General features: G+C 39.4%; 11 protein-coding genes and 2 pseudogenes. 10 read left to right on the forward strand and 3 right to left on the reverse strand.

Features of this window, described 5'->3' with window-relative positions; translation table 11 throughout:
- Nucleotides 1-96: 96 nt before the first annotated feature.
- The 5 genes from QL998_RS15120 (at nt 97) to QL998_RS15140 (ending at nt 4,331) form a co-directional block, all read left to right on the forward strand.
- Nucleotides 97-720 (forward strand): fused MFS/spermidine synthase, encoded by a 624-nt coding sequence (locus tag QL998_RS15120; protein WP_290192983.1) that lies wholly within the window; start codon nt 97-99, stop codon nt 718-720.
- Nucleotides 713-1,597 (forward strand): fused MFS/spermidine synthase, encoded by an 885-nt coding sequence (locus QL998_RS15125; RefSeq protein ID WP_290192984.1) that lies wholly within the window; start codon nt 713-715, stop codon nt 1,595-1,597. The genes QL998_RS15120 and QL998_RS15125 overlap by 8 nt, the downstream gene beginning before the upstream one ends.
- A 133-nt stretch (nt 1,598-1,730) precedes the next feature.
- Nucleotides 1,731-2,198, forward strand: coding sequence for a MarR family transcriptional regulator (locus QL998_RS15130; protein ID WP_024599440.1), 468 nt, complete (start codon nt 1,731-1,733; stop codon nt 2,196-2,198).
- Between the two features lie 8 nt (nt 2,199-2,206).
- The gene (locus QL998_RS15135) at nt 2,207-3,271 is read left to right on the forward strand and encodes an HlyD family secretion protein (protein WP_024591513.1); all 1,065 of its coding nucleotides are present in this window, start codon (nt 2,207-2,209) and stop codon (nt 3,269-3,271) included.
- 10 nt (nt 3,272-3,281) lie between these two features.
- Nucleotides 3,282-4,331 (forward strand): DUF2955 domain-containing protein, encoded by a 1,050-nt coding sequence (locus QL998_RS15140; protein WP_290192985.1) that lies wholly within the window; start codon nt 3,282-3,284, stop codon nt 4,329-4,331.
- A gap of 137 nt (nt 4,332-4,468) precedes the next feature.
- Here the strand turns inward: QL998_RS15140 and QL998_RS15145 are convergent, their stop codons facing one another.
- The gene (locus QL998_RS15145; protein ID WP_290192986.1) at nt 4,469-5,626 is read right to left on the reverse strand and encodes a benzoate/H(+) symporter BenE family transporter; all 1,158 of its coding nucleotides are present in this window, start codon (nt 5,624-5,626) and stop codon (nt 4,469-4,471) included.
- A gap of 378 nt (nt 5,627-6,004) precedes the next feature.
- Between QL998_RS15145 and QL998_RS15150 the strand changes: the two genes are divergently transcribed.
- Together QL998_RS15150 and QL998_RS15155 are read left to right on the forward strand one after the other, a co-directional pair.
- Nucleotides 6,005-6,709: a hypothetical protein gene (locus tag QL998_RS15150; RefSeq protein ID WP_290192987.1), complete on the forward strand. Its 705-nt coding sequence runs from the start codon at nt 6,005-6,007 to the stop codon at nt 6,707-6,709.
- Nucleotides 6,710-6,829: 120 nt separating this feature from the next.
- A complete protein-coding gene (locus QL998_RS15155) occupies nt 6,830-7,573 on the forward strand; it encodes a zinc-dependent metalloprotease family protein (RefSeq protein WP_002959157.1) in 744 nt (247 codons plus the stop codon).
- A gap of 89 nt (nt 7,574-7,662) precedes the next feature.
- On the opposite strand, the gene QL998_RS15160 is transcribed toward QL998_RS15155, so the two are convergent.
- Nucleotides 7,663-8,883 (reverse strand): ectonucleotide pyrophosphatase/phosphodiesterase, encoded by a 1,221-nt coding sequence (locus QL998_RS15160; protein ID WP_290192988.1) that lies wholly within the window; start codon nt 8,881-8,883, stop codon nt 7,663-7,665.
- A 162-nt stretch (nt 8,884-9,045) separates the two neighbouring features.
- On the opposite strand from QL998_RS15160, the gene dgt reads away from it, so the two are divergent.
- Nucleotides 9,046-10,512 carry a dGTPase gene (gene dgt, locus QL998_RS15165; protein WP_290192989.1) on the forward strand — a complete coding sequence of 489 codons (1,467 nt, stop codon included), beginning with the start codon at nt 9,046-9,048 and terminating at the stop codon, nt 10,510-10,512.
- Between the two features lie 72 nt (nt 10,513-10,584).
- Nucleotides 10,585-12,252: a cell surface protein gene (locus tag QL998_RS15170; RefSeq protein WP_290192990.1), complete on the forward strand. Its 1,668-nt coding sequence runs from the start codon at nt 10,585-10,587 to the stop codon at nt 12,250-12,252.
- A gap of 315 nt (nt 12,253-12,567) precedes the next feature.
- Here the strand turns inward: QL998_RS15170 and QL998_RS20780 are convergent.
- Nucleotides 12,568-12,950: pseudogene (locus tag QL998_RS20780) on the reverse strand (bile acid:sodium symporter family protein); the annotation flags it as partial.
- A 4-nt stretch (nt 12,951-12,954) separates the two neighbouring features.
- On the opposite strand from QL998_RS20780, the pseudogene QL998_RS15180 reads away from it, so the two are divergent.
- Nucleotides 12,955-13,081: pseudogene (locus QL998_RS15180) on the forward strand (IS5/IS1182 family transposase); the annotation flags it as partial.

Below are 13,081 nucleotides of genomic sequence, written 5' to 3' on the forward strand. Positions count from 1 at the left end.
TTCTTTTTTTAATTAAACTTAGGTCAACAGGCTCTAGCAGCTTTGTATGCATCACGTTAGTATAGTGTTCTACTTAAGTTACATAATGATGATTACATGAGCATAAAAACAAACGCGTTAATTTACTTTTTAGCCTTTTGCAGCGGCTTTTGCATAATGGGCATTGAGCTTTTAGGTGGGAGAATTCTTGCCCCCTTTTTTGGCAGTAGCGTGCATATTTGGGGCAGTATAATTACTGTGTTTATGCTTAGTTTATCTTTTGGTTATTTACTTGGCGGTAAACTCAGCACTAAAAATGCATCTCTTACCAAGTATGGTTTAATATTTTTAATTGCCAGCATTATGGTCGTCCCTATTACATTACTTTCGCAGCCTATAATGGAATTTATATTTACCCATATTGAAGATAGCCGCTACGGCTCACTCTTAGCGTCAACTGCTTTATTTTTTATACCTACCGTTATTTTAGGAATGATCTCGCCTTACTCTGTCCGCTTACTGGTAACAGATAGCGATAAAAGCGGTCAAGTGGCAGGTCGTTTATACTTTGTAAGTACGCTTGGCAGCGCTCTGGGTACTATCATTACCTCGTTTTACTTCGTGCTCGCGTTTGATGTAAATACAATTATTAGCGCCTTTGCTTTAACACTTGGATCACTGGGTTTAGTCGCGATTGTTATTAATACCTTGGCTAACAATAAGGGGCTTGCTCATGCTTAAATATTTGCTACTGCCGTTAATTGTATTTTCAGGTTTTGCGTTTAGTAACGTTATTCATGAAGAACGCTCGCTTTATCGCAATATTATTGTTGAAGAAACGAGCGACTTACGTTGCCTTAAATTTAATACTAAAAGTAGCCAAACAAGCCAAAGTTGCATGTATAAAAGCAATCCCGACAAACTTGTATTTAATTACACAAAATTGACTTTTGCTAGTTTATTAGTAGCCGACAACCCTAAAAATGTACTTATTATAGGGTTAGGTGGCGGTACGCTTTCTAACGTTATTCATGAGCTATACCCCACTGCAAAAATTCATAATGTTGAAATAGATCCTGCAGTAACTAAAGTTGCACGCGATTACTTTAACTTTATAGAAAACGACTTAGTGACATCAAGCGTGCAAGATGGCCGCATTTTTATAAAGCGCGCCGCAATTAAAAAACAAAAGTACGATTGGATTATTTTAGATGCATTTAACGGCGACTACATTCCGGAGCACTTACTTACTAAAGAGTTTTTTGAAGAAGTACAAAGCGTATTAGCCGATGGCGGTGTTATTGCCGCAAATACGTTTTCAAGTAGTAAACTTTATGAGCATGAGTCGGCAACTTACCACGCTGTATTTGGCGACTTTATAAATGTAAGCCGCGAAAATCGTAGTAACCGTATTATTTTAGCGGGACTTAAATCAATACCGAGCGAAGCGCAAATTAACACGCGTGTTAATGCTCTCGCCCCTAAATTAGTCAAATACGGCATAGACATAAAAGCGATTAGCCAATTTATGCACTTTACAAAAGACGGCCAAGATTGGCCTGTCGATACAAAAGTACTTACCGATCAATACTCCCCCGCTAATTTACTTAACTTTTAAAACCTCCCTAAACCTCACCATTTTTAAAGGTGAGGTTTAGCAAATATTTTGCCACTTCCCTCTCCTACATATATTTACTTAGCTTGCTAAGTAATGATAAAATAGTTAGCTTGCTAACTATGTTGGAATGCCTATGCCTACACACAAACCTTTTCACGAAACGCTCGATTTAACAGTTATCGGTAATATGGGCCGAGTTCATCGCTTATGTCGCGAAGCGGTAACCATTGCTGTTGAGCCTTTAGGGCTTACTCAGTCGCGCTGGACTGCACTAATGCATATAAATATGCGTGGTGAGGGACTAACACAACTTGAACTTGCTAATAGCTTAGGAATAGAAATGCCTTCACTGACTCGTACGCTTAAGCAATTAGAGGAGCAATCGTTAATCGTTCGCCGTGTAGACAAACATGATAAGCGCAGTAAAAGACTCTATTTTACTGAGCAAAGTGATGCCATTTTACATTCATTGCAAGAGACCATTTCCGATATAAAAAATCAGTTATACAGCGGTTTATCTGTTGAGCAGCTCGATGCGATTGCATTTGGTTTGATCAAAATAGAGCAAAACGCCCTTAAATGTATTCAAGTTAATAAGTAAGGCTAAAAATGACACCGGATCAAAAGTTTGCACGCTATGTAAGGTTCTCTCTCATAGGGTTTATCTTAGTATTTATTTACTATTTAGTGGCCGATATGGTTTTGCCTGTGACACCACAGGCACGTGTATACCACCCTGTTGTGCAAATATCACCGCAAATTAGTGGCCGAGTCACTAGTGTGCAAGTTAATAATAACCAATCAGTTAAAGCGGGCGATATATTATTTAGTATCGATGAAGGCCCATATAATTTAGCCAAAGAGCAAGCTCAACTCGCGCTTGATGATGCCAAATTACAAAACAAGCGTCTTGATACCAATGTTAAAGCCCTTGAGGCACAAATAAGTGCTGCAAATGCTAAACAGCATGAGCAAAAACTATTAAAAAGCAGAGGCGAAAAACTCTATACTCAAAAATCTATATCTGAGCAAGAACTTGAAAGCATTCGTGCTAATTTTGAAGCCAGTAAAGCAAATGTTGCAGCCCTTGAAGCACAGTTAGCTGAAGCGGTTTTAGCTAGAGGTGACTCAGGTAATAAAAACTTAGCCATGCGCCACGCAGCTAATCAGTTAGCGCAGGCTGAACTAAATTTATCCTACACGCAAGTGCGCGCACTAAGTGACGGCGTAGTTGCTAACTTACAACTATTAGACGGCGCGTACGCAGTTGCAGGTAGCCCGTTATTAGCTATTGTCGCTAAAAAAGCCGATTTAGTTGCCGACTTCAGAGAAAAGTCACTCTCAAATATGAAGCAAGGCACTCAAGCGCGCGTAGTATTTGATAGCCGCCCAGGTGAAGTTTACGACGCAATACTTGAAACGTTTGAAGCAGGTGTTAGCAACGGCCAACTTAGTGCAAATGGTTTACTAAGTACAACAGAAACCAGCAATCGTTGGGTACGCGATGCACAGCGTCAACGCATTCATTTAAAGCTCGTAAATCATCAAGACTTAATAGCAAACATGCCAAGCGGGTCACGTGCAACAGTACAATTATTACCCGAATCGACAATTGGGCAATGGTTTGGATCTGCACAAATTAGGTTTATTAGCTGGTTACACTACATCTATTAATGGAGACTTTATGACTCAAATTGTTAGCCAAGGGCCACAATTAGACTCTAATGGCCTTCGCCAAGCACTACGCATTGCAGGTGGATGTACCCTTGGATTTACTATTAGTAAATTAATGAACTGGCCTAATGGTATATTTTTTACCGTTTATCCTATGTTGTTACTTGGCATGGTGCCTACTTTAAGCCGTGGGCTTATAAATCAATTTATAGCATCTGCTGCATTTAGCGCGCTTATAGTGCTGATAATGCAGGGATTGTTTTCTCACTTGCCAGTCGTTATGGCATTGTTAGTGTTTGGTGTTTTCTGCTTTTTATTTCACCAAATGAGTAGCGGTAGTGCCTTTTTATTTGGCGCTTTAGGCGTTGTTAGCCTTTCTATTCAGCTACATTTTTCCAGCTATGTTGGTCAGGGAAGTAGTATTTACCCGCTAATTTTAACTAATGGGTTGGCTATTCTTTTAACCGTCGTTATCGCTGCATTAATGCATGGCCTATTTCCTGATGTAACCGCAAGGCCCACACGAGTAATGCCAGCTAAAGCAAAAGAGAGTATTCGCCATGAGGTATTGTTATGCTCAAGCGTGGCTACGCTCTCTTTTGTGGTTTTTCAGGTTCTTGATTTGCAAGACTCAATATCTGCGCAAGCAGCTTCTGTACTCATTTTATTTTCATTGTGCTGGAAAGCCGCCGGTATGGCTGGTTGGCAACGGGCAATAGGAACACTTATAGGATGCAATGCAGCGCTACTATCGCAGCTGTTTTTGTATAGTCACTCTGACTTTTTACTTTTTCCGATAGCTATTTTATGGATACTTTCGTTTATTTTTGCGCGTTTTCATATTTTAGGCGGAGGAATACCGGGTATTGGTTTTGGTGTGCTGACTACCTTTGGTATTTTATTTGGGAACTCACTCGGGCCAGGACAAGACTTAATTTATAGTGCAATGTATCGGTTTAGTTCAGTATCGGTGGCTATAATATTAAGTCTGTGCGCCGTATATGTTATGCATCATATACTTAATCGGTTTAGTGTAACTCGCCATCATACTTTTGATTAGATAAACCCTGTTTTGTAAAACTAAAGGCTGCAATTGCAGCCTTTTTTATAAGCTTAGTTAAGCTATTTTAATGATATAAATAAACTATAATTTTGTTTTAAATACTCACCAATGGCTCTTTGTACACAATAAAGCTTTTAGTCTTTCCTGGTGATCATAATCGTTAACACACCCGCTATAATCCCCCAAAAAGCAGACCCCACTGAGAGCAATGTTAAGTTAGATGCAGTTACTAAAAAAGTGACTATTGCGGCCTCAGTATATTCAGTACCACTAAGGGCTTGCTGCAAACTATTAGCAATGGTGCCAAATAGCGCAATGCCCGCCAAAGCTAAAATCAGCGCCTGCGGTAAACTTGCCACTAACCTCACTAGAGTAGCCGCGCACAACGCCATTAAAATATAAAATACGCCAGCCGCTATACTCGCCCAATAACGTTTATCATGGTTTTTATCCGCTTCATCACTCATACAAATAGCAGCAGTAATGGCGGCTAAATTAATAGAGTAGGCTCCAAATGGGGCCGTAAGCATATTTACAAAACCAGTTACATTAAGAGACGCAGATATAGGCACTTTATATTTGTGCGCCTTTAAAACAGCAATGCCCGGTAAATTTTGCGAGGTCATGGTAACTATGTAAAGTGGTAAACCTATGCTAATGCATGCTTGTAAGTTAAAAACGGGTTCAATATAAGCAAATTCGCTCATTTTCCAGTGCAGTGCGCTGGTATCAATATGACCCATTTGCCAAGCGAGTAATACGCCTATAATAAGCACACTTAACATAGCAAAGCGGGCAAAAAAGCGTTTACCAATAAAGTACATAACAACCATTAAGCCAATCACTAAAGGCATGTCGTTCATAAAATTAAACACATCGATACCAAAGGTAACAAGCACGCCGGCCAACATGGCGCATGCAAGCTCACTTGGAATACGGTTCATTATTTTTTCAAACCAGCCCGTAACCCCCGACAAAAACACGAGCAATGCACTGAGCATAAACGCGCCAATAGCCTCATTTAAGTTATACCCTTGTGCACTTGAAATCAGTAATGCAGCTCCCGTGGTAGACCACGCAATTAAAACAGGTACTTTGTAATAGTACGATAAACCAATTGACGTTGTGCCCATCACTAAACCAAGCATTAAAATCCAACTAGCTACTAAATCGGGCGTACCACCAAGGGTTATCACTACCTGATAAATTAATGCAATAGAACTCGAAAAACCAATAATTACAGCCACAAGTCCTGCTGTAATTCGGTTAAGCAACTGATCAGACACCTTCATAAATTCCTCGTAATGCATTTATGCAGCTCACAACATACGTGCCCAATAATTACATTGCAATTAGCGATTGGTTTACAAAAGGTGAAATAAATTCACTTTTTATTTTTCATTGTAATTAACGTCAAAAAGTCACTTTTAACCATTGTATTTAACTAAACAAACAAGTACCTACAACTGCGCCAAAGCCCGCGTAAACACTACTAAAAACCAATACTAAAAAGAGCAAAAAACACACCAAAAATAAATATCCTTATATTTTATAAGGAATTATAAAATTAAGAAATAATTCTTTTCGGTTACATTTATTATCTTGATCTAATCCATTTAATAATATAAAACGCAACAAATAGTTAACCAAAAACACTAAAAGAGAAACAAATGAAGAGATCTGTCGTCTTACTAATTGCTATACCATTATCGGCATTTGCAGTTTATGGGCTATTTTTTAATGCAGATGAAACGGGCGAACCTATCGCGCCTGTTGCTATTGATTTTGTTCCTATTGATTTACAAAAAACGCGCAATACGCATCCCCCTGCACCTATTGATATGAGTAAAGATCCAATTACCGTTAAACCCATTGTTGCCCCTGACAACAGCTTACCGTTTGAAGAATTTGATGCCGTAAATCGCCTATCAGACAAAGCAAAGCAAGTGCTTATAAACGCAAAAGTTTTACCTACCGACTTACATAACGAGGCCTATATTGAGTTTGATTTAAATTCTTTACAGGCGTTAGAGACTGGCGAAAACTTTGATTTAGCTATTCCGCAAACAGCCGAAACATTCACCGCAGAAGTGACTAATGTGGTTGAGTCTGAAAATGGCGATAAGAGCATATTTGGTAAAATAGTGGGTGTTGACGGTCGCATGCATAATACCGTTTTAACAGTAGGTAAAGATGCCGTATATGGCCAATTTACTACACCTTCTGGCAACTATGTATTCGAAAGTAAAGGTAAGTACGGATGGATTGCAGCAAAACGCGATTTATATAAAAGCCACATAGAGCATGAAGTAACCGCACCAAAGCCCAAATCAGATAAAAGCATCGATATATTTTCACCAAAAATTGATGGCTAACCAAAAAGTATAAAAAGCAATTAAAGCCGCACTATAAGGCAGCTTTAGTGTGTCTGCTTTTTATGATCTCAACCAAGTTAAAAACAGTTCCAACCACAACAAGAGTAAGGAAATACAATAATGAAAAAAGTAATCACAACAACCGCACTGGCTGCGGCATTATGTGCAGCAAGTGTTGCGCAAGCAGAAACAATCGATATAGGTATTTTATATACCGACCAATCAGCTGCTGCAACTAGTAATATTGACACTAAAATAAATCAACTAATTGCTTTTAGTAATCAGGTATATAGCCAAAATGGCGTTGATATAACACTACGCTTAGCTGGCAAACAAAACTTAGGTGACTACGCAGTAACGCCGTCTGAGGATTGGTTAGATTCGGTTACAAATAGCAGCTACGTAGATGGTTTACGCAGCGATTGGAAAGCCGACATGATTGCCGTATTAGGTACTGGCCAAAGTGCTGGCAATGGGCTTATTTCATGTGGTTTAGCATGGGTTGGCCAAGGCACTAATGGCAATCTATATAGCTCAATGAGCAGCCGTATGTACTCAATCACTGCAATTGATTGTGGTGCAACTACATTTGTACACGAACTTGGTCATAACCAAGGTTTAGCGCATTCACGCAAACAAGGTGACACATCTGGCGGTGTATATGTAGATGGCATGGGTCATGGCGTACAAAATGAGTTTGCAAGTATTATGGCTTACCCGCACGTTTACGGTAGTGCAACTCAGTACGATTACTTCTCTAACCCTAACTGGAGTGTAAACGGTATTGCATTTGGTATTACAAACCAAGCGTATGCAATTCGCACGGTTACTGCTACAAAAACAAGTATTGCTAACTTTAAATAAGTAGCGCATTAAAAAGTGGCTAAATAGCCCACTTTAAAGTTTTAACATGTTCTTCCCTGCAGAGCGCTTACGCGCTCTTATAAATTAAGCTAATGCACAACCACTTTTTGCTTAATTGCTGGCATTAATGTTTTACCATTGCCATCTACTTTATTTAACAATTTAAGCCCCATCACTTTTGCAAGTACTGGGTAAATATCAAGGTTACTCACTTCTTTAAGGCTTACACCTTGTTTAAATGCAGGGCCTACAGCAAGAAATGATGCTGCCATATCCTCGGTATATGCATAACCGTGAGTCCCTAAATAGGTTGGTTTTTTACCATTGGTAAATACCGCTGGCGCTGTAGTTTGCACCACAATATCACCTACACGAGTGCCTTTATTGTAATGGTACGCTGCTAACTGCTCGTCAGTTAATACTGTATAACGACCGTTTGCTGCATCTCGTAAGCGTGCTTTGTAACCTTCAATATCAGCATTTTTAGCATCAGGCTGAGTATAAATAAGTAAACGTGGACCGGTGTTTTTAACTAAAAAGTTTTCATCTTTAGGTAGTGTGGTTACATCAATACTTTTATCTGGATCTATACTCGCCATACCATGATCCGAGACAATAACTAAGTTTACCTCTTGCTCTAATTTACTTAAGCGAGTTTGTAATTGCCCCATTAATTCATCAAGCTGTTTAACTGCATCACGCGTTTGTGGTGCGTCTGGTCCAAATTCATGACCCATGCTATCAACTAGCGAAAAGTAACTCGCAATAAAACGTGGGCGCTGTGCTTTTGGTAAACTTAACCACTGAATAATTTGATCAACACGGCTTTGGTAATCGCTGTATTTAGAATAGTGATAAAAGTAATCTGGTGTCATGCCGTTAAATAACGCATCTGACTCAGGCCAAAAATAAGTAGCCGATTTAAGTCCCTGCATTTTTGCTAAATTCCAAAGCGGAATCCCCTTCACCCAAGTGCTATCGCCCAATGCTTTGCCCATGCTGTAACAGTCGTTTTTACGCGCTTTATCACAAAAGCTATTATCAACAATGCCATGGTTGACTGGCAGTAAGCCCGTAATAATAGAAATATGGTTAGGAAACGTTTTAGTTGGATAAACAGGTATTAGTTTTTGTGCGCGAACACCGCGCTCGGCCATTGCTTTTAAATTTGGCGCACCGTGTTTTTCAATATAATCCCAACGCAGGCCATCAATTGATACAAGCACCACAGTTTGCTCTTTTGCAGCAAATGCGCTGTTCATTCCTAACATTAGGCAAATTGATACTGCCTTTAAAATCCACTGTTTCATTATAAACACCTATAAATGCACAACAATTACTCAAAAAATTATTTTAAAGCAAGTTGTTACTTTATGATACAAACTGATAGATTAAACCCTGTATATTAAAGACAAATGACTATGTGCTAAAAACTATGCCAGTCATCGATTGTAAAAAGGATAAGTATAAAGATGACCATAGATTTTAGTAAAAAAATAACGCCAGCACGAATGTACCGCACAACCTCTAACTTACAAATGGCGCTAGAAAGCGACCGTGGCCGGATTATTAACAGTGCCGCTATTCGCAGGCTTCAGCAAAAAACCCAAGTGTTTCCCCTTGAACGCAACGCAGCTGTTCGTTCGCGCTTAACTCACTCGCTTGAGGTACAACAGGTTGGTCGTTTTATAGTGCAACGTATTTTTGCAAATTTAAGCTACCAACAACAAAAAGATTACGGCTTAACCGATTTAGAGCGCCCCCTAGAAAGCTTAGTAGAAATGGCCTGCCTAATGCACGATATAGGCAACCCACCGTTTGGACATTTTGGTGAAGCGGCAATAAACCACTGGTTTAATAACAACCTAGCAAGCGTAACACCCGAGCGCTGCAAAGAGCCCAATACCGGTATAGGTGTTGTTTTTAAACACCTTGCGCTTGATATTTGTAACTTTGAAGGCAACGCTCAAGGCATACGTATAATTCATTCATTGCAAACGCTTAATTTAACTTACAGCCAAAGTGCTGGTATTTTAAAATACACTCGCCCTGCAGGGCTTGATACAAAAGATATACCGCAAAATAAAAACTACTTAATGAAAAAAGTGGGTTACTACTACAGCGAAAAAAACTTTGTTGAAGCACTACAAAAAGAGCTCACTATTGAGCCATATTGCCGCCATCCAGCAAGTTATATAATGGAAGCCGCCGACGACATTTCGTATTGCCTAGCCGATATAGAGGATGCTGTTGAAAAAGGGATCATAAGCACCGAATTCTTATGTACACAGCTTAAAAGTCATTATAAAAAAGCACTCATAAACCTAACAATAGACGATACAGAGCATCAAACTTTTGTAGATAAAGCAGTTGACTACGCACATGAGCGCGCCAAAGCACAACCGTATAACTTTAATAGCGAATTTTTTATATACCTGCGCGTTGCACTTTTACATCCGCTAGTTGGACATGCTGCAAAACGCTTTATTGAAAATATAGAACCTATTTACCATGGCGACTTTAACCAAGCACTTTTAGAAGATAGAAGCCATCTACACGCTGTAACCAAAATGCTAAAGCAAGTGGCACTTAAGCATGTATTTTCAAACAAAGAAGTCGAAAAATTAGAGCTGCAAGGTTATAGAATAATTAATGGCTTACTCGATTGCTACAAACCGCTACTGCAATTGAACAGCGATGACTTTAGGCGCGCTCTAAATGGCGATTCACGTTTATTAATTGAGTCGCGACTTGTAAAAAAGCTCTCTAAAAAGCACTTAAATAGTTACCAACACGCAATAGATGCGATGCAAGAAGAGCCCGATCACTTTGCAGCGTACGAATTTTATTATCGCTGTAGATTAATTCAAGATTATATAAGCGGTATGACAGACCAATTTGCTTACGATGAATATCGCAGCCTTATGGTTATTGATTAGTCGTATTACTCTGGATAATTTTCAATTTTGCGCTTAAAATCAAACTATTAATATTTAAGCGCGCATAACTTTATGATATCAAAACTAATTAGATTTACCCTTTGCTTTGCCCTATTTTATAGTGCGCAAAGTGCTGCATACAACGAAGCTATGTGCATTTTAATTAAACAAGAAATGCAGCAAAATAGTAATAATAAAGCGAGTCAAAAATACCGTAAAGCTGCGCGTGATTACAAAAATAACTGTAATAAGCCAAAAGAAATTCAAGCACAACCTAAGCCCCAAATAATAGAGCCTGAGCCGACTATTATTACTCAGCCACAACCTAAAATTGTTGAACCTGCCCCTGTAATTAAACCTACTGAAGAAGCTGTTAAAGAAAGCATCAACGAGCAAACCCTTAATTTAACTAATGATCAAAAACAACAAATAAACGATCAGCTAAATACCAACAGTAACGAAATAGTAATTGATGCAGAGCCAACAAAAGCAGTACCCGAGCAAGTAGTTACAGAGCAAAAAAACGAAGCCGCAATAGAGCAAGTAAAACCTGCGACGCCAGAGCAAAACGTTCAACCTACGCCTGAAAATCCTGTACTTGTAAAACCAGCACCGGTGTTAACTAAACCAGCGCCTGTAATTGCGCCGCAACCTATAGCACAAAGCCCAAGCTCGTTACTTTTACCCACTTTAATACTTGTTATAGTGGTACTTATTGGCGCTATGATAGTCGTGCGCCTGCGCCGTGCAAAACAAAGTAAAGTGATGGCAGAACCGAGTATAGCGGCTCCACCTGAAGTTAAATCAGAAAAAATTGCTACGCCAGCTAAACCTGAAATTAAAGCAACAAAGCCAGTACAAACAACAAAAGAGCCAGAGATTGAGCCTGTTGTTATCAACGAAGTAACTCAAAATAATAAACCAGTTGAGAGCAGCATAGAGGCAAATGAAGAGCCTTTAGAGCCTACGAACACTTCACAAAATGCTGATATTGAACATACACCACCGCAAATTTCAGATGAGCAAAACAACGTAGCTACACAAGTGCAAACAAGCGAAATTGAGCCTACACCGCTTAACTCAATTGATACTTTAGAGCAAACAAGTACCGCTACGTTTAACGAAGTAAAGCAAAAACCTGAGCCTAATACAGCCGAGTTTGAAGCAGCAGCAAAAACAACCTTAGAGCGTATTAAAAATGCCAGCAGCTTTAATGAGCCAGAAGTACGCGACTTTGATCCAGATGCAAAGCCTGTAAAAAAACAACGTAAGCACCACACAGCGCAAGTAACGGAGCCTGCGCCAATAGAAGCCGAACACAACACTGGAGAGCCGGTTATTAGTACTCCTGAGCCAGTAACAGCGAGTGAGCCGGTTGTAGATTTACACGCACCAGAGCAAATAGCTGACGCTCAATCGACTACATATACAACAGAGCAAGACTTTAAAGAACCAGAGGTACGTACATTTAACCCAGATGCACCATTACCTGGTGAAAAGCCGATGCCTAAAAAACAAAGCTCAACACCTGAGCAAGCACAAACAACACCGCCAGTTGATGAGCCACAAAGTGAGCCTAAAAAAGCAGACAGTAACAATCCATTTGCTAACTTGTCGTTAGACTCAAGCTGGGATCCTGACTCGACTGAAAAACCCAAAATAGAAGAGAAAAAACGCGCGCCTAAATCGCAAGCATTAATAGATGCAGAAGAACGCGCTAAAAACATGCAAACCAAATAGTAAGTTTTAAAGTAGCGCCTCATATTTGAGGCGCTATTTTAGTAACTAAATAATTAACTGCTTTTTTACCGTATTACTTACACTCTTATCCCATCCTAAAATGCGCTTTAGTAATTAGGAGCTTCGCTCCTTGCGCGAGCAAGTTCAGCGCCTGGCGCAATATTCAAGCTTGAGAGTGTTTTATAAGCTTACAACTTGTTGGCGCGATGAGTGCAGAGCATACATTTAACTGGTGGTATTTTTAGACTGGAGTTTACGGCTACGTTATCCGCAGCCATAAATTAAAGTAACTTGGTCAACATGCCCTAGATAAGTTTATTTTTTAAGCTTTAACCCGCCAATTAATAACAGTGGTCCTATAAACATGGCAAGGCCATACACGCCACCGGTAACTGCGTATTCTGGTTTATTTAAAAAGCTAATAGCAATTAAAATAGCTAACGATGCATTTTGAATTCCAACCTCAATTGAAAGCGTCAGCGAATCAGTTAAATTTAATTTTGAACATTTAGCAATTAGCCAGCCAACAACCATTGAACCAATATTAAGCGCTATGCACGCCCAAAATACATCGTTAAATGAGCTAACTAATAAATCGCGCTCTTTTATTACTAGGGCGTGTTGATCTTTGTGGTATGAAAAACAAACAGCATGAAGATAAGGTATAATTGAATTCGCCAGAAAACTTTACACCGAACCTACATGCCAAGATTAATGTTAACAGACGGGACATGGAATGTCTTATCAAAAGTAATGTACTTAAGTGGTCGAATTTATAATAAGCCCGACCATAGAAAAACGCTCGAAGGCATACTGTATAAGATGCGCA

Origin of the sequence: Pseudoalteromonas sp. APC 3691, from assembly GCF_030408135.1 — a bacterium.
Taxonomy (GTDB): Bacteria; Pseudomonadota; Gammaproteobacteria; order Enterobacterales; family Alteromonadaceae; genus Pseudoalteromonas.